Origin of the sequence: Mycobacterium paraffinicum, from assembly GCF_025822865.1 — a bacterium.
In the GTDB taxonomy this organism is placed as follows: Bacteria; Actinomycetota; Actinomycetes; order Mycobacteriales; family Mycobacteriaceae; genus Mycobacterium; species Mycobacterium paraffinicum.
The window spans coordinates 149,516-171,866 of sequence record NZ_JACKUR010000032.1 but is presented as its reverse complement, the minus strand read 5'-3'; the positions used below and the strand labels follow the sequence as shown (position 1 = coordinate 171,866).

The 22,351-nt window shown below is 70.0% G+C and carries 24 protein-coding genes; 13 read left to right on the top strand and 11 right to left on the bottom strand.

Annotated features, from left to right (window positions below; translation table 11 throughout):
* Nucleotides 1-4 precede the first annotated feature (4 nt).
* Together H7J89_RS22515 and H7J89_RS25800 are read right to left on the bottom strand one after the other, a co-directional pair.
* The gene (locus H7J89_RS22515; RefSeq protein WP_264046857.1) at nucleotides 5-592 is read right to left on the bottom strand and encodes a hypothetical protein; all 588 of its coding nucleotides are present in this window, start codon (nucleotides 590-592) and stop codon (nucleotides 5-7) included.
* Between the two features lie 44 nt (nucleotides 593-636).
* A complete protein-coding gene (locus H7J89_RS25800; RefSeq protein ID WP_264046855.1) occupies nucleotides 637-1,950 on the bottom strand; it encodes a putative toxin in 1,314 nt (437 codons plus the stop codon).
* 80 nt (nucleotides 1,951-2,030) lie between these two features.
* Here H7J89_RS25800 and H7J89_RS22505 point away from each other — a divergent pair, with 80 nt between their 5' ends.
* Nucleotides 2,031-3,152, top strand: coding sequence for a hypothetical protein (locus H7J89_RS22505; RefSeq protein ID WP_264046853.1), 1,122 nt, complete (start codon nucleotides 2,031-2,033; stop codon nucleotides 3,150-3,152).
* On the opposite strand, the gene H7J89_RS22500 is transcribed toward H7J89_RS22505, so the two are convergent.
* On the bottom strand, nucleotides 3,127-3,417 hold the full coding sequence (locus H7J89_RS22500) for a WXG100 family type VII secretion target (RefSeq protein WP_264046851.1): 291 nt from the start codon (nucleotides 3,415-3,417) through the stop codon (nucleotides 3,127-3,129). The genes H7J89_RS22505 and H7J89_RS22500 overlap by 26 nt on opposite strands.
* A 3-nt stretch (nucleotides 3,418-3,420) precedes the next feature.
* The gene (locus H7J89_RS22495) at nucleotides 3,421-3,735 is read right to left on the bottom strand and encodes a WXG100 family type VII secretion target (RefSeq protein ID WP_264046849.1); all 315 of its coding nucleotides are present in this window, start codon (nucleotides 3,733-3,735) and stop codon (nucleotides 3,421-3,423) included.
* Between the two features lie 23 nt (nucleotides 3,736-3,758).
* Here H7J89_RS22495 and H7J89_RS22490 point away from each other — a divergent pair, with 23 nt between their 5' ends.
* A complete protein-coding gene (locus tag H7J89_RS22490) occupies nucleotides 3,759-4,193 on the top strand; it encodes a hypothetical protein (protein WP_264046847.1) in 435 nt (144 codons plus the stop codon).
* Nucleotides 4,194-4,196: 3 nt separating this feature from the next.
* Here H7J89_RS22490 and H7J89_RS22485 read toward each other — a convergent pair whose 3' ends face one another.
* The 3 genes from H7J89_RS22485 to H7J89_RS22475 are packed head-to-tail and all read right to left on the bottom strand — an operon-like array spanning nucleotide 4,197 to nucleotide 6,631.
* On the bottom strand, nucleotides 4,197-4,544 hold the full coding sequence (locus tag H7J89_RS22485) for a YbaB/EbfC family nucleoid-associated protein (RefSeq protein WP_264046844.1): 348 nt from the start codon (nucleotides 4,542-4,544) through the stop codon (nucleotides 4,197-4,199).
* A gap of 9 nt (nucleotides 4,545-4,553) precedes the next feature.
* Complete coding sequence (locus H7J89_RS22480; RefSeq protein ID WP_264046842.1) at nucleotides 4,554-5,456, bottom strand: aldose 1-epimerase; 903 nt, start codon at nucleotides 5,454-5,456, stop codon at nucleotides 4,554-4,556.
* 2 nt (nucleotides 5,457-5,458) lie between these two features.
* On the bottom strand, nucleotides 5,459-6,631 hold the full coding sequence (locus H7J89_RS22475) for an FAD-binding oxidoreductase (RefSeq protein ID WP_264046840.1): 1,173 nt from the start codon (nucleotides 6,629-6,631) through the stop codon (nucleotides 5,459-5,461).
* A gap of 69 nt (nucleotides 6,632-6,700) precedes the next feature.
* On the opposite strand from H7J89_RS22475, the gene H7J89_RS22470 reads away from it, so the two are divergent.
* The gene (locus H7J89_RS22470; protein ID WP_264046838.1) at nucleotides 6,701-7,354 is read left to right on the top strand and encodes a TetR/AcrR family transcriptional regulator; all 654 of its coding nucleotides are present in this window, start codon (nucleotides 6,701-6,703) and stop codon (nucleotides 7,352-7,354) included.
* 5 nt (nucleotides 7,355-7,359) lie between these two features.
* On the opposite strand, the gene H7J89_RS22465 is transcribed toward H7J89_RS22470, so the two are convergent.
* Complete coding sequence (locus tag H7J89_RS22465; RefSeq protein ID WP_264046835.1) at nucleotides 7,360-7,785, bottom strand: DUF3060 domain-containing protein; 426 nt, start codon at nucleotides 7,783-7,785, stop codon at nucleotides 7,360-7,362.
* A gap of 125 nt (nucleotides 7,786-7,910) precedes the next feature.
* Between H7J89_RS22465 and clpB the strand changes: the two genes are divergently transcribed.
* The 8 genes from clpB to H7J89_RS22425 all read left to right on the top strand — a co-directional run bounded on the left by clpB (nucleotide 7,911) and on the right by H7J89_RS22425 (nucleotide 16,384).
* On the top strand, nucleotides 7,911-10,457 hold the full coding sequence (gene clpB, locus H7J89_RS22460; RefSeq protein WP_264046833.1) for an ATP-dependent chaperone ClpB: 2,547 nt from the start codon (nucleotides 7,911-7,913) through the stop codon (nucleotides 10,455-10,457).
* 181 nt (nucleotides 10,458-10,638) lie between these two features.
* Nucleotides 10,639-11,499, top strand: a complete 861-nt coding sequence (ttfA, locus tag H7J89_RS22455) for a trehalose monomycolate transport factor TtfA (protein WP_264046831.1) — start codon at nucleotides 10,639-10,641, stop codon at nucleotides 11,497-11,499.
* Nucleotides 11,500-11,553: 54 nt separating this feature from the next.
* Nucleotides 11,554-12,327, top strand: coding sequence for an SDR family NAD(P)-dependent oxidoreductase (locus H7J89_RS22450; protein WP_264046829.1), 774 nt, complete (start codon nucleotides 11,554-11,556; stop codon nucleotides 12,325-12,327).
* Nucleotides 12,314-12,856, top strand: a complete 543-nt coding sequence (gene pyrE, locus H7J89_RS22445) for an orotate phosphoribosyltransferase (RefSeq protein ID WP_264046827.1) — start codon at nucleotides 12,314-12,316, stop codon at nucleotides 12,854-12,856. The genes H7J89_RS22450 and pyrE overlap by 14 nt, the downstream gene beginning before the upstream one ends.
* A 1-nt stretch (nucleotide 12,857) precedes the next feature.
* Entirely contained in the window at nucleotides 12,858-13,766 is a 909-nt protein-coding gene (locus H7J89_RS22440) for a hypothetical protein (RefSeq protein WP_264046800.1), read from the top strand.
* A complete protein-coding gene (locus H7J89_RS22435) occupies nucleotides 13,763-14,407 on the top strand; it encodes a TrmH family RNA methyltransferase (RefSeq protein WP_264046799.1) in 645 nt (214 codons plus the stop codon). Before H7J89_RS22440 ends, H7J89_RS22435 begins: the two co-directional genes overlap by 4 nt.
* Nucleotides 14,408-14,537: 130 nt before the next feature.
* Nucleotides 14,538-15,680, top strand: a complete 1,143-nt coding sequence (locus H7J89_RS22430) for an XdhC family protein (RefSeq protein ID WP_264046798.1) — start codon at nucleotides 14,538-14,540, stop codon at nucleotides 15,678-15,680.
* A 56-nt stretch (nucleotides 15,681-15,736) separates the two neighbouring features.
* Nucleotides 15,737-16,384, top strand: coding sequence for an SRPBCC family protein (locus H7J89_RS22425; RefSeq protein ID WP_264046795.1), 648 nt, complete (start codon nucleotides 15,737-15,739; stop codon nucleotides 16,382-16,384).
* On the opposite strand, the gene eutC is transcribed toward H7J89_RS22425, so the two are convergent.
* Entirely contained in the window at nucleotides 16,381-17,160 is a 780-nt protein-coding gene (eutC, locus tag H7J89_RS22420; protein WP_264046793.1) for an ethanolamine ammonia-lyase subunit EutC, read from the bottom strand. The genes H7J89_RS22425 and eutC overlap by 4 nt on opposite strands.
* Entirely contained in the window at nucleotides 17,160-18,566 is a 1,407-nt protein-coding gene (locus tag H7J89_RS22415; RefSeq protein ID WP_264046790.1) for an ethanolamine ammonia-lyase subunit EutB, read from the bottom strand. Before H7J89_RS22415 ends, eutC begins: the two co-directional genes overlap by 1 nt.
* Nucleotides 18,567-18,594: 28 nt before the next feature.
* On the opposite strand from H7J89_RS22415, the gene H7J89_RS22410 reads away from it, so the two are divergent.
* Both H7J89_RS22410 and H7J89_RS22405 read left to right on the top strand, forming a co-directional pair.
* Complete coding sequence (locus H7J89_RS22410) at nucleotides 18,595-19,716, top strand: glycoside hydrolase family 76 protein (RefSeq protein WP_264046788.1); 1,122 nt, start codon at nucleotides 18,595-18,597, stop codon at nucleotides 19,714-19,716.
* Nucleotides 19,713-21,662, top strand: a complete 1,950-nt coding sequence (locus H7J89_RS22405) for an acetoacetate--CoA ligase (RefSeq protein ID WP_264046787.1) — start codon at nucleotides 19,713-19,715, stop codon at nucleotides 21,660-21,662. Before H7J89_RS22410 ends, H7J89_RS22405 begins: the two co-directional genes overlap by 4 nt.
* On the opposite strand, the gene H7J89_RS22400 is transcribed toward H7J89_RS22405, so the two are convergent.
* Nucleotides 21,621-22,328, bottom strand: coding sequence for a DedA family protein (locus H7J89_RS22400; RefSeq protein WP_264046785.1), 708 nt, complete (start codon nucleotides 22,326-22,328; stop codon nucleotides 21,621-21,623). The two genes, H7J89_RS22405 and H7J89_RS22400, sit on opposite strands and share 42 nt — an antisense overlap.
* Nucleotides 22,329-22,351 lie beyond the last annotated feature (23 nt).

The window sequence follows — 22,351 nt, the reverse complement described above, 5'->3', positions numbered from 1 at the left end:
CCCTTCAGGCTTCGGGCAGCTTGTCGAGGGTCTTCCGCGCCTCCTTGCGGAAGATCTCGTGCTCGTCGTCGAGGTATTCGGCGACGGCGTCGCGCACGCCCGTGGCGCGCTGCCGCACCAACGCCCGCATGGCCGGAATCCGGGAGGCCGGATAGGGAAGCTGGCTCACGGCAAGCTCTTTGGCTTCGTCGGTCTTGATTTGCCCGATCCACTCCACCAGCAGCGATTTGGTGGGGAAGTCCCGCCCGGCGCGGATTAGGGCGGCGATGCGCGGGAAGTCGGAGCGCTCACAAATTTTTGCGAGAGCGAACCCGGCGGCTTCTAGTTCCAGGTTGCTTAGCGGCGGTTCGATCTCGAACTGGTGAAACAAAGCATCGATAGCGGCGCGGTTGCCCTTCGCGTGCTTGGTGATCAGATTGCGCAATAGGCCGGCGCGCCAGGCCCGACGATCCTCTTCAGGAGGAACACGCTCATCGAGGTGCTGCAGCCAATCGACGATGATCGGCACCGCCTGCGGATAGTCGTTGGGCGAGTTGACCAATTCCCAAACAGTGTCTTCCGGTATCCCGGCTGCGTCCAGTTGACGCTTCATCGCCTGCTCGGATTCCGGCCAAGTGGCGGGCTCCCCTGGTGACCTCATGACAGGTTGATGCTTTGATCGATCTCCACGTTCAGCCCCGGGTAGTCCCTTCGCAAGGTGTCCTCCACACTGCCAACGTTGGTGCGGCCCCTGTCCACCACGATGACCAACTTGTAGCCGTTGTCCCGCGCCCACTGTGCCATGTCCCGGATCTGCTGCGTCGCGTCAAGCTTCTGCACGTTCTTCACCTCACGCACCACGTGGTCGCGGTCGTCGATCTCGTCCGGAATCCGTGTCCTGAGCGCGCCGGTCTTCGGGTCGGTCACCTGTATCGGCCGCTTGGCGCCTTGGTCGATGCCGGCGAGCTGTTCGGCGCGGCGGCCCTTGAGGCGGTTGTCGTTGATCCGTTGCGTCGGTGTCGGATCCACCCGTCGTGGCACCAGAGTGAGCAGCGTCTTGACCGCCGGCAACGCGGTGTTCATGGCGGTGGCGGCCGTCGTCAGGTCCGTCAGCGAGGCGGTGGCCGTGGTCCGCAGCGCCGTGTTGAGCCCGTTGATCTGCGTGACCGCCGTCGCGATGAACGTCCGCTTGATGGCCTCGGTGATCATGTGCAGTTGCGGCGGGTAGCCGTCCAGGATCTTGACGATCAGGTCGAGGCTGCGCACGACAAAAGCCATGTCGTCCTTGACCGACTTGAGCTTCTCCCCGTAGTCCTTGGCCGCGCGCGACAAATCCCCGCACGCGCCGGCGATGTCGGTGCTGACGCCGCGCGCCTCGTTGAGCCGGTCCACTACGAAGGCGATCTCCGCGGCCTCGACGTCGACGATGAGGCGCTGCTCCTCCGGCCCGGGCTCATCGTCGATGTGCACCAGGTCGTGTCCGAAGGTTTCCCACGCCGAACCGACCGCCTGCACCCGGTCGGGGTGCCCGTCGGGCCAGCCGTCGGTGATCTGGCCGCGCACCAAATCCCAGTGCGGCGGTTCCGGATCGCCGCCCCCGGCGACCGAGCCGACGTCGACCGCCGCGTCGATGTAGGTCCCGGCGGATTGTCCCGGCGGGGTGATCGGCGCGCCAAAGGCGTCGCGCTGGTTGAGGGTGGACGCCTCTTCGGTCTCGTCGTGGTTGATGCCGTCCTGGCGCAGCAGGCTGCCGAGGTTGTCGAAGACGTTGACCAGCCGGAAGGCTACCTGGCCGGCCTCGTCGGCCGCGGCATCGAAGGCCGTCGCCCACTGCGGGCCCACCCCGTGGGTGCCGGCGGCGTTGGCCGCTTGTACGCCGGCAAGTTTGCGCAACGCGGCGGCGGCGTGGTCGCTGTTGTCCTTGTAGGCAGCGGCCGCGTCGTAGAACAATTCCGGATCGACGTCCGTCACTCCACGCCCCGCTCTCAAACCGGCGAACCGATTCTATGGCAGCCTGGGATTTCGCGTTTACACCCGATAAGGAGCCCGCCATGTCCTATGACCTGACGGTTTACGGGTCAGGCAACGTCGACGACCAAGAGCTGGAAGCGATCGTCGAATCCGTGCCCGGGTTGTCGATCGGGGACAGCGGGGACGGCGAGGTCACCGTCGTGCGCGGCAAGCACGACACCTACGCATTCACCGTGTTCGGGCCCCACGGAATCGAGCCCGAGGATGTGCCCGACGACGTCGTCCCCTACGTGCTCGAGCCTTCCACCAGCTGGCAGATCAGCGTGGAGGGCAGTGACCCGGCGGAGGTGCGGCCGGCCCGGCGGTTCGCCAAGGCGTTGGCCGTCGCCGCTGGCGGCGTGGCGGTCGATGAACAGACCGAGGACATCCTCGGCGCCCGCGGGGCCCGCAAGGTCAGCCGGCCCGACACCGAGCTGATCCGAGTCCTCGAGCTTGATTGGTACTCGCCGGTGTCGGCGCCCAACGCGGCCACAGTTTGGTTGGAGCTTGCGAGAAAGCTTCTCCCCGAGGCCCTTCCGCGCCGCTTCGGCGAAGTGGACCCGCTGCGTTACCGCCTGGACCGCGACGGTGATGCCCGGTTCGTGGACGTGTATTCCGATGTGGCGCGGTTCAAGGCGACGTTCCCCTGCCTCGAGGGCGGGCTCTACCCGAAAGAATGGGGTGGCGTCTGCGTTGACACTCTGTGGCTCGTGGCCGAACCGCTAGACGACTCGCGCTGGCGAAACGCCGTGCGCCGCTTCTTCGTCGAATTCGCCCGCCGCCGCGGCAGCGTGCTGGCTACCGGCGAGGTGCTGCGCAACCACAAGCTCTCCGGGCCGCGCGACGACAGCATAGATCTGAGCGGGTCGCTGCGCGGTGAGGACGGGATCCTGGGCTTACCGGCCAATCCCGTTTGGTGGACCTGGTTCGGCGATGGTTACCTGCCGCTTGTGCGGGACTTCCTGCCACCCGACGACACGACGTTCTACGACGAGGGAGCGCTTTATGCTGCCACCGACGAGCCCACGGACCGCGGCCAGCTCGCGGCACTGCCCGATCCGTTTCCGAAAAGCCTCCGGGTCAGCGCCATTCCGTCGGAATATGGGCCAAGGAGCAGCCCGACCAATACGCCGGCCGCTATCCGCCCCACATCGAGGTGTTGACCTCGGCGTTGTGGGTGTAGTTGCGGTGGGCGATGTGCGCGTTGAGGTGCATGTCGAACACCAGCTCGCTCGTCTCGTCCGCCCAACGCTGCCAGTGCTGCACCCGCTCCAGGAACGCGTCGAAGCCCACACCTTCCCACCTGCCCTGCAGGCCCCGCAAATCCTTGGCCACCTCGGCCAGGCGGTCCTTCATCACGAGACAGAACTGGCGCATCGCGTCGGCCGCGTCGACCAGTTCGTCCTCGTTGACCGTGCGCCTGGCCATGATTCACACCCCCGGGGGCTTGATGGAGTGAAATGCGTTGGCCCCGTTGGCTTCCATGTGCGCGTAGGCCGCCGCGGCCGCGGATAGCGATTCCCCGATCCAGCGCAGGTCTGCGAGCATGGCGCCGCATTCCTCGTCGATGTCGGCCCACACGTTGAGATACGCGGTGGCCGCCTGCCCGGTCCAGGTGCGGCCGAGGTCGCCCATCTGCGTTCCCAGTTTGCGTCGCAGGCCCTCGATCTCGTCGGCCGCGTTCGTCGTCGCCTTTGACGCGTGGGTCAGCTCAGCACAGTAGACGCGCAGCTCGTTGGCGGCCATGCCAAGCACGCTACCCTCGGGCCATGGGTTGGCGCGACACCGTGACGGAGCAGGCGCAGGCCGACCTGGACGGCCTGGTCGACGCCGCGGTCAGCTTTGCGGCCGAGCGCATCGCCGGGGCGGGCGAGTTCCTGCCGTTCGCCCTGGCGGTGTCCGCCCACGGGCAGCGCCAGGCCATCGCGCCGAACTACCCGCGCGGCCGGGATCTGCAGGTGGCCGACCAGCTTGCCGCCCAGTGGAGCGCGCTGATCGAGGTGAAGGACTCGCTGCGGGCCGCCGTCGTGGCGGTGAACGTGACGCTGACCGAACGCAACCGGGACGGCATCGAGCTCACCGCCGAGCACCGCGAGGGCGTGGCGATCGGATTGATCTTTCCCTACACGCTGGACTCCGACGGCCGGTTGGCGCTGGACTCGCCGTCCGCCCACCGGGCGGAGCGCCGCGTCTGGGTCGCGTGAGCGCTACGTCGGCGGCGGCAAGTCCCTCAGCTGCGCCAGCGCGTCGGCAACCCGCGTCTCCAGTTCAACAAGGTCCTCGTCCACCCACTCGTCGGCGAATTCGGCTGCCTCGCCGATTGCTTCGTTGATCCGCCGGGTGACCTCCTGGGCGCCCAGGGCCAGTATGTCGGGCTCGATGACCAGGCCGGTCAGGCGCAGATGGCCGTTCATGGTCACCTCGACGGTGCCGGTCTGGTCGCTGACCACGATCGCCACCCGTTGCATCCGCCGAACCTGTTCGTCGAGAAGCGATATGACCGCCCGGAACTCCTCGATCATTCGCCCGATCTGCGGGTGCGCCGGGTCGGACATGCCGAATCCCTATGCACGGATCGAGAATTGGGCGACCGCGGGCTGGCCCGGTCGCGCGCAGCGGTAGCCGCCGCGGCGCAGCGCGTCGGTCGGGGCGGTCATCGGCTCGAAGCAGACGATCCGTTTCGCGGGGTCGTCCCCGGTGGGCGCGAAGATCTGCGTCGCGGGATACCCGCGCTCGAAATGCACCTCGATGCGGCGCCCGCCACCCGAGACCGCGAACACCGCGCCGTCGGGCACCTGGTCGTAGGCATCGTCAAAAGCCTTTTCCCCCAAGGTATCCGAAAGCGCCACCTGAGGCTCGGATTCGCCGGTGGGCAGCCCGAGGCCGTCGAGCCGCAGATGCCGCAGCGGCGGCGTTTCGATCACCCACTCGGCGCGCGGTGCGTCGGGCAGCTGCAGGTAGGGGTGAAAGCCGAAGCACAGCGGGACGGCGCGGGCGCCGGTGGCGGTCACCGTGGTGCGCACCGTCAGCGTTCGCTCGGCCAGCCGCACCGCCACCGTCAGCACATGCGGATACGGGAAGCTGGCCAGCAATTGCGGATCGGCGGCGAAATCCAACTCCGCGGCCAGCTCGTTGGCCGACTCGGCCGTCACCCGCCAGCCCGGGTAGGCGGCCAGCACGCCGTGGATCGGCAACCCGTTGGGATCGGCACGGACGCCGTTCTGGCCCGGCGTCAGCGTCGCCGTCACGCCTTCGGCGGTATAGCTGTTCGCGCCCAACCGGTTTGCCCAGGGATACAGGATCGGGATGCCCATCGTCTTGCCCGCCGTCACGTAGGCGTCCAGCCCGCGGCGTTGCCCGAGCAGCTCCACGCCGGCATCGCTCAGCGAGGTGCCGATCATGCCCGCCTCGGGCACGAATTCCGCCGCCACCGGCGATGCCGGGTCGCGCAGGGTGACGACGCGCATGCTTACCTCCACAGTGGGTCGTGCTGGATATGTTCCGGCGGAGCGCCTTTGGCGATCAGGGCGGCCTTGGTGGCCTGCACCATCGCCGGCCCGCCGCAGATCAGGATCTGCCGGTCGCCCCACCCGCCGTACTTGGTCACCACGTCGGGCAGCCGGCCGGTCTGCCGCACGTGCAGGCCACGCGGCGGCGTGCAGTCGGGATAGTCAGCGGCCCACGCCGGGTCGGCGCCGTACTCCGAGACCGGCGAGACCGACAGCCACGGATTGTGGGACGCCACCTGCCACAGGGTCGGCAGGTCGTAGAGCTCGCAGCGATAGCGGGCGCCGAAGAACAGGTGCACCCGCGGGTTCACCGCGTACCGGCTCAGGTCCATGATCAGCGCCCGCAGCGGCGCCAGGCCGGTGCTACCGGCGACCATCAGCACGTCGCCGCCGTCCCGGTCGACCCGCAGGCCGCCGTGCGGGCTGGACAGCCGCCAGCGGTCACCGGGCCGGGTCTCGTTGACGATGGCGGTGCTGACCAAGCCGCCGGGCACCACGCGGACGTGGAACTCGATGCCGCCACCGGGATCCGCCGGGATGGCGGGCGACAGGTACCGCCAGCGGCGCGGGCACTGCGGGACGTGGACGTTGACGTACTGGCCGGCGTGATAGTCCATCGGGCGGTCGAGCTGCAGCCGGACCACCGCAAGGTCGCGGGAGGCCCGCATGTGCTCGATGACCGTGCCGTCCCACCAGGCGGGCCCCTCCTCGGCGTCCGCGGCGCCGCGCATCACCCCGATGATCAGGTTGAGTGACTGGTTGGCCGCCTCGTCGACGGCGTCGGTCCAGGCATCGCCGAGGTACGTCCGCAACGTCGACAACAACGCGCGACGCAACGTGTCGTAATGCTCTGGCAGCACACCGTATTTGCGGTGGTCCCGGCCGAGCTGAGCCAGAAAGGCGACCGGTTCCTGGGCTCGTTGGGCGACGAGTTCGCCGTACACCCAGTGCAGGGCGTGGGCGAAAGCGGCCCGCTGGCCGCCCATTTCGGGCGGGAACAGGTCGCGTACCGACACGTCGAGGCCGAACCAGTGGGTGTAGAACCGGCGGATGAGTTCGTTGCCGGGGCCCGACTCCTGCTGCGCGAAGGCGTCGCGCAGCACCCGCAACGCTTCGGTGTCCTCGAGCCCCACGGGGCCCGATTCTAGGCTCGCCGCGCGCCGGGATATTTTCAACAATTAATGAAATGATACCGTCGTCGTATGCCGTCACCTGCTGCTTCCGCATCCGATGCGCGAAAGCGCAGGGGCCGCCGCCAGGGCGAGCCCGTGTCGAAGGATGTGGTGCTCCGCGCGGCCAAGCAGCGGTTCGCCGCCCAGGGCTACGAGAAGACGACGCTGCGTGAGATCGGCGAGGACGCCCACGTGGACGCCGCGATGGTGCTTTACCTGTTCGGGTCGAAGGCCGAGCTGTTCCGCGAGTCGATGCGGCTGGTCCTGGATGGCGGCGTGCTGGTCGCCGCGATGACCGGCGGCTCGCGCGGGGACATCGGCGCCCGGTTGGTGCGTGCCTACCTGCAGATCTGGGACGAGCCGGAGACCGGTCCGACCATGGTCGCCATGCTGCACTCGGCGATGCTGAATTCCGACGCGCACGAGGCCTTCCGCGATTTCATGCGCGGTTACGTGATGGCGGCGATCTCCGGCGTCCTGGGCGAGGGTCCGGACACCTTGCTGCGGGCCAACCTGGCCGGCACCAACCTGGTCGGCACCGCGTTGTTCCGCTATGTGATGAAGGTGGGCCCGCTGGCCGACCTCGGCACCGACGAGGTGGTCGCGCTGATCGGGCCCAGCGTGCAGCGCTATCTGACCGCGGACGCGGACGAGCTGGACCTGCCCGCCGGCTATCGCCCGTAACCGGCTCAGCCCTGCTTGACGGTGTTGGTCGCCCCGGTGTTGACGACGTTCGGTGAGCCCCAGTGGAAGGTGACCGCGTTCCCGGTCCCGGAGGTGCTCACCGCGTCCGTGCTGTCGACCGCGACGCGGTTGCCGTGGCCGGAGACGCTGAGGCTGGTGCAGTGGCCCGTGACGGTGACGGTGTTGGTCTGGCCGCTGACTGACAGGTAGCCGCCCCGGCAGCGGATGGTCTTCGACGTGCCGGCCCCGTTGACCTGCAGCGTGCCCGACTCCGGGACGGTCACCGACGGTCCGGCCCCCCCGAGGTCGGTGCGGAACCCGGCTACGGCGAGTCCCGCCAGCGACAGCCCGCCGACCACGATGGCCAGCCTGAAGGCGCCGCGGACGCGGCCCGCGTCGGCCCGCTCCTGGTGTGGTTCGGTCTGCGTCATCGCCAGGTGGGTACCCCGCACGCCATATTGCCCAAAACTCGTTAGAGTTGAGCGGAACACACTCAACCTTGACGGCGTTGAACAACCCGACAAGCATTTTCCCTACTTATGCGAACGGAGGCGTCGTGGACTCTTTCAACCCGACAACCAAGACGCAGGCGGCGCTGACCTCGGCGCTCCAGGCGGCCTCGGCCGCCGGCAACCCCGAGATCCGCCCCGCGCACCTGCTGATGGCCCTGCTCACGCAGGCCGACGGCATCGCGGGACCGCTGTTGGAGGCTGTCGGCGTCCAGCCCGCGACCATTCGCACCGAGGCCGAGCACCTGGTCGAACGGCTGCCGCAGACCAGCGGTGCCAGCTCGCAGCCCCAACTGTCGCGCGAATCGCTGGCCGCCATCACCACCGCCCAGCAACTGGCCACCGAGATGGACGACGAGTACGTCTCGACCGAGCACCTGCTGGTCGGTCTGGCCACCGGTGACTCCGACGTCGCCAAGCTGCTGACCGGACACGGCGCGTCGCCGCAGGCCCTGCGCGAGGGCTTCGTCAAGGTCCGCGGCAGCGCCCGCGTCACCAGCCCCGAACCCGAGGCCACCTATCAGGCGCTGGAGAAGTACTCGACCGACCTGACCGCCCGCGCCCGCGAAGGCAAGCTCGACCCGGTCATCGGACGGGACAACGAGATCCGCCGCGTCGTGCAGGTGCTGTCGCGGCGCACCAAGAACAACCCGGTGCTGATCGGTGAGCCCGGCGTCGGCAAGACCGCGATCGTGGAGGGTTTGGCCCAGCGGATCGTGGCCGGCGACGTGCCCGAGAGCCTGCGCGACAAGACCGTCATCAGCCTGGACATGGGCTCGATGGTGGCCGGCGCCAAATACCGCGGCGAGTTCGAGGAGCGGCTGAAGGCCGTCCTCGACGACATCAAGAACTCCGCCGGGCAGATCATCACCTTCATCGACGAGCTGCACACGATCGTCGGGGCCGGCGCGACCGGCGAGGGCGCGATGGACGCCGGCAACATGATCAAGCCGATGCTGGCCCGCGGCGAGCTGCGCCTGGTCGGCGCGACCACGCTCGACGAGTACCGCAAGTACATCGAGAAGGACGCCGCGCTGGAGCGCCGCTTCCAGCAGGTGTTCGTCGGCGAGCCGTCGGTGGAGGACACCGTCGGCATCCTGCGCGGCCTGAAGGACCGCTACGAGGTGCACCACGGTGTGCGCATCACCGACTCGGCGCTGGTCGCCGCGGCCACCCTGTCCGACCGCTACATCACCGCCCGCTTCCTGCCGGACAAGGCCATCGACCTGGTCGACGAGGCCGCTTCGCGCTTGAAGATGGAGATCGACTCGCGGCCCGTCGAGATCGACGAGGTCGAGCGCCTGGTGCGCCGCCTCGAGATCGAGGAGATGGCGTTGGCCAAGGAGGAGGACGCCGCGTCCAAGGAGCGGCTGGAGAAGCTGCGCTCCGAGCTGGCCGACCAGAAGGAGAAGCTGGCCGAGCTGACCACCCGCTGGCAGAACGAGAAGAGCGCGATCGACGTCGTCCGCGAGCTCAAGGAGCAGCTGGAGGCGCTGCGCGGGGAGTCCGAGCGCGCCGAGCGCGACGGCGACCTGGCCAAGGCCGCCGAGCTGCGCTACGGGCGCATCCCCGAGGTCGAGAAGAAGCTCGACGCCGCGCTGCCGCACGCCGAGGCGCGCGAGAACGTGATGCTCAAGGAGGAGGTCGGACCCGACGACATCGCCGAGGTGGTGTCGGCGTGGACCGGCATTCCCGCCGGGCGGATGCTCGAGGGCGAGACCGCCAAGCTGCTGCGCATGGAGGACGAGCTGGGCAAGCGCGTCATCGGCCAGAAGCGGGCGGTGACCGCGGTTTCCGACGCGGTGCGCCGCAGCCGGGCCGGCGTCGCCGACCCCAACCGGCCGACCGGTTCGTTTATGTTCCTCGGGCCGACCGGTGTCGGTAAGACCGAGCTGGCCAAGGCGCTGGCGGAGTTCCTGTTCGACGACGAACGCGCGATGGTCCGCATCGACATGAGCGAATACGGCGAGAAGCACTCGGTCGCCCGGCTGGTCGGTGCGCCCCCGGGCTACATCGGTTACGACCAGGGCGGTCAGCTGACCGAGGCGGTGCGGCGGCGGCCGTACACGGTGATCCTGTTCGACGAGATCGAGAAGGCGCACCCGGACGTGTTCGACGTGCTGCTGCAGGTGCTCGACGAGGGCCGGCTCACCGACGGGCAGGGCCGCACGGTCGACTTCCGCAACACAATCCTGATCCTGACGTCCAACCTGGGGTCGGGCGGCAGCGAGGAGCAGGTGATGGCCGCGGTGCGCTCGGCGTTCAAGCCGGAGTTCATCAACCGGCTCGACGACGTGATCATCTTCCACGGCCTCGAGCCCGGCGAGCTGGTGTCGATCGTCGACATCCAGCTGGCCCAGCTGCAGAAGCGGCTGGCGCAGCGCCGCCTCACGCTGGAGGTGTCGCTGCCGGCCAAGCAGTGGCTGGCCCAGCGCGGGTTCGACCCGGTCTACGGCGCCCGGCCGCTGCGCCGGCTGGTGCAGCAGGCCATCGGCGACCAGCTGGCCAAGCTGTTGCTGGCCGGTGACGTCCACGACGGCGACACCGTTCCGGTGAACGTCAGCCCGGACGGGGATTCGCTGATCCTGGGCTAGTGGCGATCGCGAGCGCGGCCGCAGCGGGTCGCCGCAACAGCTCCAGCCGGGCGAAGCGGGTCGCCACCATTGGGCCGATTCATCGGGGGACCGTCCCACTCGCGGGGTGTTACGTCCTGTAATTGGGTTGTGACCAGCCGGACTTCTTTATTCCGGCGGAAATGCGGATACCCTGTGTGGGATGGTCCCCCTTTGGTTCACGCTGTCCGCGCTGTGCTTCGTCGGCGCGGGGGTGTTGCTGTACGTCGACCTCGATCGACGCCGCGGGCGCAGCAGGCGCCGCAGGTCGTGGGCGCGGTCGCACGGGTTCGACTACGAGCGTGAATCGGCCGACATCCTCAAGCGCTGGAAGCGCGGTGTGATCTCGACCGTGGGCGACATCGCCGCCGAGAACGTGGTGCTGGGCCAGATCCGCGGCGAGGCCGTGTACATCTTCGACCTCGAGGAAGTCGCCACCGTGATCGCGCTGCACCGCAAGGTGGGCACCAACGTCGTGGTGGACCTGCGGCTCAAGGGACTGAAAGAGCCACGGGAGAGCGACATTTGGCTGCTCGGTGCGATCGGCCCGCGGATGGTGTACTCCACCAACCTGGACGCCGCCCGGCGCGCCTGCGACCGCCGCATGGTCACCTTCGCGCACACCGCACCGGACTGCGCCGAGATCATGTGGAACGAGCAGAACTGGACGCTGGTCGCCCTGCCCATCACCAGCACCCGCACCCAGTGGGACGAGGGCCTGCGCACGGTGCGGCAGTTCAACGACCTGCTGCGGGTGTTGCCCCCGCTGCCGGAGGAAACCCAACAGGAGGCGGGCGCGCCCGCGGGGCTGCGCAACGCGTCGCCGAGCCGCCCGCTGGCCCCCGCCGGCCGTGCGGAGTTGCCGCCCCGGCGCGCGCAGCAGGACGTCGCGGGGCTGCTGGGCGACGCTCCTGCCCGCCGGCCGACCGAGCCGATCCGCCGGGAGCAGCGCGGCTCGGACGCCGTTCGCCGCCCGCCGCCGGCCGGGCGCAACGGCCACCAGGCCACCAACTATCAGCACTGACGGCGCGCCGGGCGCCGGGTGGGCGGCGCGGCCGCCGTCATTAGGATGTCGCTCATGCCACGTCCTGTCGCCCTGATCACCGGGCCCACATCCGGGATCGGCGCCGGCTTCGCGCGACGCTATGCCAGCGACGGCTACGACCTGGTCCTGGTCGCCCGCGACGTCGACCGGCTGCACGAATTGGCGCGCGAGCTGGAGGGCCGGGCCGGCAAGGTCGAGGTGCTGCCCGCCGACCTGGCCGACGCCGCCGGTCGCGACAAGGTCTGCGAACGCCTGGCCCAGGGCGTCCGCGTCCTGGTGAACAACGCGGGCTTCGGCACCTCGGGCGATTTCTGGGCCACCGACCCCGCGCTGCTGCAATCGCAGCTCGACGTCAACGTCACCGCGGTCATGCATCTCACCCGCGCGGCCCTGCCGGCCATGCTCGAGGCGGGCGCCGGCACCGTCATCAACATCGCCAGCGTCGCCGGCCTGGTGCCGGGACGCGGGTCGACCTACTCGGCGTCCAAGGCGTGGGTGATCTCGTTCAGCGAGGGCCTGTCCGTAGGCCTGCAGGGCACCGGCGTGGGAGTGCACGCCGTGTGTCCGGGCTACGTGCGCACGGAATTTCACGCCCGGGCCGGGATCGACATGGCCAAGTCGCCGTCGTTCATGTGGCTCGAGGTGGACGACGTGGTGGACCAGAGCCTGGCCGACATCGCCCGCGGCAAGGTGATCAGCATCCCCGGCCTGCAATACAAGGCGATCATCGCCGCGGAGCGGATGATCCCGCGGACGCTGATGCGGGCCGTGACCAAGCGGATCGGCGGTGGCCGTGGCCGGACCTGACCTGCGCGAGGAGCTGGCCGACCTGGTCCGCCGGCTGTCGGTGGTGCACGGCAAGGTGACGCTGTCGTCCGGCAAGGAGGCCGACTACTACGTCGACCTGCGCCGCGCGACCCTGAACCACCGGGCCTCCGCCCTGATCGGCACGCTGATGCGCGACCTCACCCACGACTGGGACTACGACGTGGTCGGCGGGCTGACGCTGGGCGCCGACCCGGTCGCCACTGCCGTCATGCACGCGCCGGGCCGGCCGATCGACGCGTTCGTAGTGCGAAAGTCCGCGAAAACCCATGGGCTGCAACGCCTTATCGAAGGATCCGAGGTCGCCTGTAAGCGGGTGCTGGTCGTCGAGGACACCAGCACCACGGGCGCGTCGGCGCTGACGGCGGTGCGCGCCGTCCAAGAGGCGGGCGGCCAGGTGGTCGGCGTGGCCACGGTCGTGGACCGGTCTACCGGCGCTGCCGAGGCCATCGAGGCCGAGGGCCTGCCGTATCGCAGCGTGCTGGGCCTTGCCGATCTGGGGCTGGGCTAGGTTGCATCGCCGTGCGCACCTCCTCGCGGTAGCGGCCTGTGCGCTGGCCCTGCTGACGGGCTGTTCGGGGTCCAGCCAACCGGTTCGGCCCTACGGCGCCCAGGGTGCGCGGCTTGGGGAGTCGATTTCGCTGCTGGGCTGGAACATGGCGGTGTCGAACCTGCGCTGGGACGGCGACTACGTGCTCATCGACGTCGACGCCTCCGCGGCCGACCCGCACGCGCCGCGCGCCAAAGCCGAGGACCTCCGGTTCGGCCTCTACGGCGCGCTGTCGCATCCGATCGAGTCGACCGGACTGGGCAGCTGCGACCGCGGGACGGCCAAACTGCCCGACGTCCACTCCCCGCTGTCGGCACCCGGTGACCGGCTGACCGGCACGGTTTGCCTTGGGCCACTGAAGGATCGGAGTCAGGTCCGCGGTGTGTACAGCTACTCGCCGCGCGACCGGATCCCGAACACCTCGGCGGCCTACCCGGCCGCCTTCCCGGTGGGGCTGATGCCCACCAACGCCAACGACACCGGCCTTGCGGTCAAGACCACCAGCCTGTCGGCCTGGCGCGCCGACGGCGCCCCGGTGACCAAGGCGCAACTCGGCGACCCCGCGGCGTTCAACGGGAACGGCTACATGCTGCTGGGCCTGGAGGCCGACGGGCTGGCGGCCGGGTACCGCGACGACTCGGCCAAACGCGGAGGGCCGCTGATGCTGCTCTCGTCGCCGACGCTGCCCGGCGCCGGACTGAACCCGGCCTGCGCGGCGTACGGGTCGTCGGTGCTCATCCTGCCCGACGCCTCGCTGGACGCGGTGCACGTCAGCGCGTCGCTGTGCACGCAGGGCGAGATCAACGAGGCGTTGCTCTACGCGACGGTGGCCGTCGACGGCACCCATGCCGCTGTGTGGACACCGCGATGAGCGATCCGGGGCCGACCGAGTGGGGCGCACCGGCCGGCGGGGTCGGGCCCTGGGCGGGCGAACCGCCCGACGACCCGCGGTATGACCCAGTCCTGTTGCGCGAGGGCGACACTCGCAACGTCGTCGATGCATACCGGTACTGGACGCGGGAGGCGATCATCGCCGACATCGACCGGCGGCGGCACCCGCTGCACGTGGCGATCGAGAACTTCGGGTACGACGCCAACATCGGCTCGGTGGTGCGCACCGCCAACTCCTTCGCGGTGCACACCGTGCACATCGTGGGCCGGCGGCGCTGGAATCGCCGCGGCGCCATGGTGACCGACCGCTACCAGCGGCTGTGCCACCACGACAGCACCGCCGAACTGCTGGACTTCGCCGTGCGGGCCGGGCTGACGGTCGTCGCGGTGGACAACGTGCCGGGGGCGGCCCGTCTGGAGGAGGCCGCGCTGCCGCGGGAGTGCCTGCTGGTGTTCGGTCAGGAGGGGCCGGGCATCACCGACGACATCCGGGCGGGCGCGGCCACGACGGTGTCGATCGCTCAGTTCGGCTCGACCCGCAGCATCAACGCCGGCGTGGCCGCCGGGATCGCGATGCACGCCTGGATTCGACAGCACGCGGATCTGTCCCGGGCCTGGTAGCGGCCGTCCGCGTCGAGTGTGCGCTCAGGGCGGGCATTCTCGGCGTGTCGCCGCCCTCAACGCACACTCGACGCCAACGATTCACACCCGAAGCCAAGCCGGGTCATGGCTGTCCGCCTACGTTGGACGAGTGCGTGACGTGCTTGCCGAGCTGATGTCGATCTGGCGCGCCGGCGACACCGCTGGGCTGGGGACGGTGGTGCGCACCTTCCGGTCCGCGCCGCGTCCGCCCGGGGCCGCGATGGTGGTGGCGCCGGACGGCTCGGTCACCGGGTCGGTGTCGGGTGGTTGCGTGGAGGGCGCGGTCTATGACCTCGCGACCGAGGCGGCGAAAACCGGGGCCGCGCGGCTGGAACGCTACGGCGTGAGCGACGACGACGCGTTCGCGGTCGGCCTGACCTGCGGCGGCGTCATCGACGTCTTCGTCGAGCCGGTTTCGCGCGCGTCGTTTCCCGAGCTCGGCGCGGTGGCCGACGACATCGCCGAGCGCCGCGCGGTGGCGACCGCGACCGTGATCGCGCACCCGGACCCGTCCTGGGTGGGCCGGCGGGTGGTCATCCGGCCCGACGGGATGGCGGGATCGCTGGGTTCGGCTCGCGCCGACGCCGCGGTCGCCGACGACGCGCGCGGCCTGCTGGCGCTGGGCCGCAGCGAGGTCCTCAAGTATGGGCCCGACGGGCAGCGGCTCGGCGACGGCATGGAGGTCTTCGTGGCCAGCTATGCGCCGCCGCCGCGGATGCTGGTGTTCGGCGCGATCGACTTCGCGGCCGCGCTGGCGCGGCAGGGTTCGTTCCTCGGCTACCGCGTCACCGTGTGCGACGCCCGCCCGGTGTTCGCCACCCGGGCGCGCTTCCCGACGGCCGACGACGTCGTCGTGGACTGGCCCCACCGCTATCTGACCGCCCAGGCCGAGGCGGGCGCCGTCGACCGCCACACGGTGATCTGCGTGCTCACCCACGACCCCAAGTTCGACGTGCCGGTGCTCGAGGTCGCGCTGCGCCTGCCCCAGGTCGGCTACGTCGGGGCGATGGGGTCGCGGCGCACCCACGACGACCGCCTGAACCGGCTCAAAGCCGCCGGCCTGACCGGCGCCGAGCTGGGCCGGCTCGCCAGCCCCATCGGCCTGGACCTCGGCGCGCGCACCCCGGAGGAGACCGCGGTCTCGATCGCCGCCGACATCATCGCCAAGCGCTGGGGCGGCGGGGGCCGCCCGCTGGCCCAGATCGCCGGGCGCATCCACCACGACGCCGGGGACCCCACTCTACTTCCGTAGTGTCGCCCGTAGGCTAGTGCTCGACGCCGTCGCCGCCGCCCACGAGAGGAACCCGCATGAAGATCGCCAACCGGTTCACCGTCAGCGCCCCCATCGACCGGGCCTGGGACGTGCTGAGCGACCTGGAGCAGGTGATCCCGCTGATGCCCGGGGCGGCGCTGACCGGCCACGAGGCCGACGACTACCTCGGCAAGGTCAAGGTGAAGGTCGGGCCGGTCACCAGCGAGTTCAGCGGCAAGGTGCGTTTCGTCGAGCACGACCGCGGCCAGTACCGGGCGGTCATCGACGCCAAGGGCAAGGAGACGCGGGGAACCGGCAACGCGGCCGCCACGGTCACCGCCCAGCTCTACGAGGACGGCGAGCGCACCGGCGTCACCGTCGACACCGACCTCAAGATCGCGGGCAAGCTGGCCCAGTTCGGCAGCGGCATGCTGCAGCAGGTGTCGGAGAAGCTGCTGGGCCAGTTCGTGGAATCGCTCGAAGCCGAACTGGCCGCGCAGAGTGTGGCGGCGCCGGCCACGCCGGAGGGCCCCCCGCAGATCGGACCCGTCCCCGAGCCGCGGCACGCGGCCCCCGCCGCGGAGCCCGCACCGATCGACCTGCTCGAGCTCGCCGGCGGCGACCAGCTCAAGAAGTACGCCCCGCTGGTGCTGGCCGTGCTCGCCGCGCTGGTGCTGGGTTGGCTGCTCGGCCGCCGGCGTTAGGGCGGCTGATCTATTTCTGCCGGCTCGGCCGCCGACTGGGCTAGGCCGATCGCTGCTCGCGTTGTGTCCTTGAGGGCGACCCCCGAGCGGCCGAGTTTGCGGGCCCCGGCCACCAGCGCGGCGGCGACCGCCGCGGCCGTCGCGTAGTCGAGGCCGTCGGGCGGATGGATGTTGGAGATGCAGTTGCGGTCGGCGTCGGTGAGCCCCGGCTTCGGCCGATGCGTCAAGTAGATGCCCAGGCTGTCCGCGACCGACAGGCCCGGGCGCTCACCGATGAGCACGAGAACCGTTGCGACGCCTAGGGCTTGACCGATGTGGTCGCCGAGCGCGACGCGCGCCTGGGTCGCGATGACAGGCGGCGCAATCCGGTAGCGGCCGTCGAATTCGCGGACCAGCGCGTCGACCATGCCCGCCGCGTGGTCGGTCAGGGCGCGCGGTGAGAGCCCGTCGGCGAGGACAAAACCAATGTCCGCGTTGGTCTTTCGCAGACCCGACAGGTCGGCCGGGCTGCGGCCCAGGTCGGGCCGGCGCAGGTACTCGCCACGCGAGGCCGCCCTGCTGCACACCCGCAGCGGCCCGTCGATGCCTTTGACGTTCAAATCGCGCAACCGCGCGATCAGGCCCTCGACGTCGAGCGGCTCGTGCACGGCGTCGCGCGCCGCGGCGTGCGCCGCCTGAAATTCCAGGACGCGCCGGGTCGGCAGCGAGTTGCCCGCCCGCCCGAGCCCGATGCGCGCCTGCGTGGTGGCGCGCAGGGGTGCCCAGATGTCGTCCATCAGCCGGCTGTCAGTGCCCGCAGCGGCGACGTCGCGAGGTCGACAGGCAGGATCCGGCCGTCGGCGTCGACCATGCCCAGGCCGGCCAACCATGTTTCGAATTCGGGTGCGGGCCGCAGCCCCAACGCTTTTCGCACGTACAGCACATCGTGAAAGGACAGGCTTTGATAGCCGAGCATGACGTCGTCGGCGCCGGGAACCGTGATGACGAACGCGGTGCCCGCCGCGCCGAGCAGGGTCAGCAGCGTGTCCATGTCGTCCTGGTCGGCCTCGGCGTGGTTGGTGTAGCAGACGTCGACGCCCATCGGCAGGCCGAGCAGTTTGCCGCAGAAGTTGTCTTCGAGCCCGGCGCGGATGATCTGCTTGCCGTCGTAGAGGTACTCGGGTCCGATGAATCCGACGACGGTGTCGATCAACAGCGGCTGCAGCACCCGGGCCACCGCGTAGGCCCGGGCCTCCAGCGTCTGCTGATCGACCGGCTTGTCACCCACACCCAGGTGGGCCCCGGCCGACAGGGCCGCGCCCTGCCCCGTCTCCAGGTACATGACGTTGTCGCCGACGGTGCCGCGGCGCAGCGACCGGGCGGCCTCGTTGGCCTCCATCAGCATGCCGATGGAGGTCCCGAACGAGGAATTGGCGCCCTCGGTGCCCGCGATCGACTGGAAGACCAGGTCGACGGGCGCGCCCCGGCCGATCAGCTCCATCGTGGTCGTGACGTGGCAGAGCACGCAGGATTGGACGGGGATCGCGAACCGCAGGCGAATGTCGTCGAGCAGGTGCAGCAGCTCCGACGCCGCGTGCGGCGAGTCGGTCGCCGGGTTGATGCCGATCACCGCGTCACCGCAGCCCATCAGCAGGCCGTCGAGCAGCGCCGCCGCGATGCCGCGGGGGTCGTCGGTGGGGTGGTTGGGCTGCAACCGGGTCGCGAGCGTGCCCGGCAAACCGATCGTGGTCCGGAAGGCCGCGGCGGCCGTCGCCGCGGCGGCCACCAGGATCAGGTCCTGGTTGCGCATGATCTTCGACACCGCGGCAACCATTTCCGGCGTCAGCCCGGGGGAGATCGCGGCGATCCGCGCCGCGCCGTCGTCGCGGGACGCCGCATCCAGCAGCCAGTCGCGGAAGCCGCCCACGGTCAAGTCCGCGATCGGTCCGAACGCCTCGGGGTCGTGGCCGTCGATGATGAGCCGGGTGACCTCGTCGGTCTCGTACGGCACCACCACATCGGTGAGGAACGTCGCCAGCGGTATGTCGGCCAGCACCCACGCGGCCGCCGCCCGTTCGGCGTCGGAGCCGGCGGCGCAACCCGCGAGCTCGTCGCCGGAGCGCAACGGTGTCGCCTTCGCCATCACGTCGACCAGGTCGGAGAAGGTGTGCGTGGTCCCCGAAATGGTTTGCCGGTAGCGCATATTTCAGTATGAGGCAGGATCGGGGACTATGGATCAGCTATGGGCCAACCGGGCGGCCAGCTCCGAAGCCGCTGTCGCGCAACGACACCTGAAACGGCTGTGGGGGCTGCCCGGGACCCAGCTGGGCGTGGTGGCCTGGCCGGCGACGCGGCGCGACCGGATGTTCGGCACCTGGCACTACTGGTGGCAGGCGCACCTGCTGGATTGCCTGGTCGACGCGCAGCTGCGCGACCCGCAACCCGAACGGCACACCAAGATCAACCGGCAAGTCCGCTCGCACCGGCTGCGCAACAACTTTCGCTGGACCAACAGCTACTACGACGACATGGCCTGGCTGGCGTTGGCGCTGGAACGCGCCGCCCGGATCGCCGGCGTCGAGCGCCACCGCGCCCTGCCCAAGCTGGCCGAGCAGTTCCTCGACGCGTGGGTGCCCGAGGACGGCGGCGGCATCCCGTGGCGCAAGCAGGACCAGTTCTTCAACGCCCCGGCCAACGGCCCGGCGGGGATCTTTTTGGCCCGCTACTCCGACCGGATGCGGCGCGCCCAGCAGATGGCCGACTGGATCGACGAGACCCTGATCGACCCGGAGACGCACCTGGTGTTCGACGGCATCAAGGCCGGCTCCCTGGTCCGCGCCCAGTACACCTATTGCCAGGGCGTGGTGCTCGGCCTGGAAACCGAACTCGCGGCACGCACCCATGACGATCGGCACGCGCCCCGGGTGCACCGGCTGGTCGCGGCCGTCGCCGAACACATGGCGCCGACGGGCGTGCTGGCCGGCGCCGGCGGCGGGGACGGCGGCCTGTTCTCCGGCGTCACCGCGCGCTATCTCGCGCTGGTCGCCACCACCCTGCCGGGTGATTCGGCCGCCGACGCCGCGGCCCGCGACACCGCCCGGCGGATCGTGCTGGCCAGCGCGAAGTCGGCGTGGGACTACCGCCAAACGGTGGACGGGCTGCCGCTGTTCGGCCCGTTCTGGGACCGCGACGCGCAGCTGCCCAGCCAGGCCGCCGGGGAGGCGCAGTTCGTCGACGGCGCGGTGAACAGTTCCGACGTGGCCGAACGGGACCTGTCGGTGCAGCTGTCGGGGTGGATGCTGATGGAGGCCGCCTGTAACGTCACCGCCGTGACCGCAGGGAGTGCGACGTGACCGAGCCCGGCAGCTGGATTCCCGACGAGGCCACGCTGGCCCAGGCAAACCTCACCCACTTCATGGCGTGGCTCGCCGAGACGGGCCGCGGCCAGTACGGCGACTACCACGCGCTGCAGCGCAAGTCGGTCGAGGACATCGAGTGGTTCTGGGACGCCGTCTGGCAGTACTTCGACATTCAGGGGGACAGCCCGCCCCGCGCGGTGCTGGGCAACCGCGCCATGCCCGGCGCCGAGTGGTTCCCCGGCGCCACGCTCAATTACGCCACCGAGATCTTTCGGCACGCCACCGACGAGCGGCCCGCCATGATCGTGGTCGGCGAGGACGGCGCCTGTGAGTGGTCGTGGGCGCGGCTGCGACGGGAGACCGGCGCGTTCGCCGCCTACCTGCGCGGCCTCGGGGTGCGGCCCGGGGACGCCGTCGTCGGCTATTTGCCCAACGTCGCCGAGGCCGCCGTCGCCGCCCTGGCCGCCGCCGCCGTGGGCGCGAGCTGGGCGGTGTGCAACCAGGATGTGGCCGTCGACGGCGTGATAGCGCGCCTGGGCCAGGTCGAGCCCGCCGTGCTGGTCGCCACCGACGGATCGGTGTACGACGGCAAGCGCATCGACCGGCGCGCGGAACTGGACACGATCCGGGCGGCGATGCCCAGCCTGCGGGCCACCGTGGTGGTGCCGCGACTCGGGCTCGCGGCTGGCGGCGACAGCGTCGCGTGGGCGACGGCGGTAGAATCGGATGCCGAGCTGGACATCACCCCCGTGCCCTTCGCGCACCCGCTGTGGGTGATGTTCTCGTCCGGCACCACCGGCAAGCCGAAGGGCATCGTGCACGGTCACGGCGGGGTGGTGCTCGAGCACCTGAAATACCTGAGCCTGCAACTCGAGCTGCACGCCGGCGAGCGCTTCCTGTGGTACTCCTCGACGAGCTGGATGATGTGGAACCTGCAGCTGTCCGGGCTGCTGGCCGACACCACCATCGTGCTCTACGACGGCAGCCCAACGCATTTGGGCACTGACGGGCTCTGGCGGGTCGCCGCCGAGGCGCAAGTCAATGTGCTCGGCACCGGGGCGGGCTACCTGCTGGCCTGCGCCAAGAAGGAGCTCAAGCCGGGGGCGACGTACCCGCTGGACGGGTTGCGCGCGGTGGGTTCCACCGGTTCGCCGCTGCCCGCGTCCGGATTCCGTTGGGTGCAAGAGGGACTCGGCCGGCCGGTGCCGGTGATCTCGATGAGCGGCGGCACCGACGTCTGCACCGCCTTCATCGGCGGCTGCGCGATCCTGCCGGTGGTGGCCGGCGAGCTGTCGTGCATCTGCCTGGGCGCGGCCATCGAATCCTGGGTCGGGCCGAACCATCCGGTCATCGGCGAAGAGGGCGAGCTGGTGATCACCGAGCCGATGCCCTCGATGCCGGTGTTCTTCTGGAACGACGACGACGGCAGCCGGTACCGGGCCGCCTACTTCGAGAAGTACCCGGGGGTGTGGTGTCACGGCGACTGGATCACCATCACCGATCGGGGATCCGTTGTGGTGCACGGTCGTTCGGACGCCACCCTGAACCGGCTGGGCGTCCGGATGGGCAGCGCGGAGATCTACACCGCGGTGGAGGGCATGCCCGAGGTGGGGGACTGCCTGGTGGTCGGGGTCGAGCAGGACGACGGCGGCTACTGGATGCCGCTGTTCGTGACCCTGGCCGACGGCGCCGAACTCGACGACGGGCTGCGGTCGCGGATCGTGGCGGCCATTCGTCAGCACGCCTCCCCGCGCCACGTGCCCGACGACGTCCTGGCGGTCCCCGGCATACCGCGGACGCTGACCGGCAAACGGCTGGAGATCCCGATCAAGCGGATCCTGCTGGGCGCCGCGCCGGGCGAGGCCGTGCAACAGAGCTCGATCGACCGACCGGAACTGCTAGACGCTTTCGTTGCGTACCGCCGGAGTCGGGTGTCCTGAATCGGGCTCCCCGCCGGCCACGCCGCGCCGGCGGGCCCGGTAGCTCCGCACGGCCGCGACGAACGCCGGCATCAGTGAGATCACCAGGATCGCCAGCAGGATCTTCTGCAGGTTGTGGTGTACGAACGGCACGTTGCCCAGGAAGTAGCCCGCCAGCGTCACGCCGCCGCCCCACAGGATGCCGCCGACGATGTCGAAGCCCAGAAACACCGGGTAGCGCATGTACGACACCCCGGCGACCGGCGGGACGAACGTCCGCACGAACGGTGCGAACCGCGCCAGGATGATCGCCCACGGCCCGTATTTCTCGAAGAAGGCGTGCGACTCCGTCACGTAGTGCTTCTTGAAGAACCGGGAGTCTTCCTTCTTGAACAGCGCCGGGCCGATGCGGCGGCCGATGAAATAGCCGGTCTGATCGCCCAGGATCGCCACCAGGGCGACGGCCGGGGCCAGCACCCAGATGCTGGCCGGCGGGTTCGGACCTGCGGCCAGCAGACCGCCGGTGAACAGCAGCGATTCGCCGGGCAGCAGCGGAAACAGCAGGCCGGTCTCGATGAAGACGATGATCAGGATGCCGGGCAGCACCGCGGACCCGAAGACGCCGTCGGCGCCCAACCAGTACATCGGGTCGAAGATGTGCGGCAGGGCCGTCACGGTGGTGCTCACGATGCTTCAACATACCGGTGTTG

Excerpts from the sequence above, each read along its gene's own strand:
- H7J89_RS22450 (WP_264046829.1), top strand. The coding sequence starts at position 11,554 with ATGCCACGTCCTGTCGCCCTGATCACCGGGCCCACATCCGGGATCGGC.
- H7J89_RS22495 (WP_264046849.1), bottom strand. The coding sequence starts at position 3,735 with ATGGCCGCCAACGAGCTGCGCGTCTACTGTGCTGAGCTGACCCACGCG.
- H7J89_RS22470 (WP_264046838.1), top strand. The coding sequence starts at position 6,701 with ATGCCGTCACCTGCTGCTTCCGCATCCGATGCGCGAAAGCGCAGGGGC.
- H7J89_RS22500 (WP_264046851.1), bottom strand. The coding sequence starts at position 3,417 with ATGGCCAGGCGCACGGTCAACGAGGACGAACTGGTCGACGCGGCCGAC.
- H7J89_RS22425 (WP_264046795.1), top strand. The coding sequence starts at position 15,737 with ATGAAGATCGCCAACCGGTTCACCGTCAGCGCCCCCATCGACCGGGCC.
- H7J89_RS22485 (WP_264046844.1), bottom strand. The coding sequence starts at position 4,544 with ATGTCCGACCCGGCGCACCCGCAGATCGGGCGAATGATCGAGGAGTTC.
- H7J89_RS22410 (WP_264046788.1), top strand. The coding sequence starts at position 18,595 with ATGGATCAGCTATGGGCCAACCGGGCGGCCAGCTCCGAAGCCGCTGTC.
- H7J89_RS22465 (WP_264046835.1), bottom strand. The coding sequence starts at position 7,785 with ATGACGCAGACCGAACCACACCAGGAGCGGGCCGACGCGGGCCGCGTC.
- H7J89_RS22490 (WP_264046847.1), top strand. The coding sequence starts at position 3,759 with ATGGGTTGGCGCGACACCGTGACGGAGCAGGCGCAGGCCGACCTGGAC.
- H7J89_RS22480 (WP_264046842.1), bottom strand. The coding sequence starts at position 5,456 with ATGCGCGTCGTCACCCTGCGCGACCCGGCATCGCCGGTGGCGGCGGAA.
- H7J89_RS22515 (WP_264046857.1), bottom strand. The coding sequence starts at position 592 with ATGAAGCGTCAACTGGACGCAGCCGGGATACCGGAAGACACTGTTTGG.
- eutC (WP_264046793.1), bottom strand. The coding sequence starts at position 17,160 with ATGGACGACATCTGGGCACCCCTGCGCGCCACCACGCAGGCGCGCATC.
- H7J89_RS22505 (WP_264046853.1), top strand. The coding sequence starts at position 2,031 with ATGTCCTATGACCTGACGGTTTACGGGTCAGGCAACGTCGACGACCAA.
- H7J89_RS22415 (WP_264046790.1), bottom strand. The coding sequence starts at position 18,566 with ATGCGCTACCGGCAAACCATTTCGGGGACCACGCACACCTTCTCCGAC.
- H7J89_RS22435 (WP_264046799.1), top strand. The coding sequence starts at position 13,763 with ATGAGCGATCCGGGGCCGACCGAGTGGGGCGCACCGGCCGGCGGGGTC.
- ttfA (WP_264046831.1), top strand. The coding sequence starts at position 10,639 with ATGGTCCCCCTTTGGTTCACGCTGTCCGCGCTGTGCTTCGTCGGCGCG.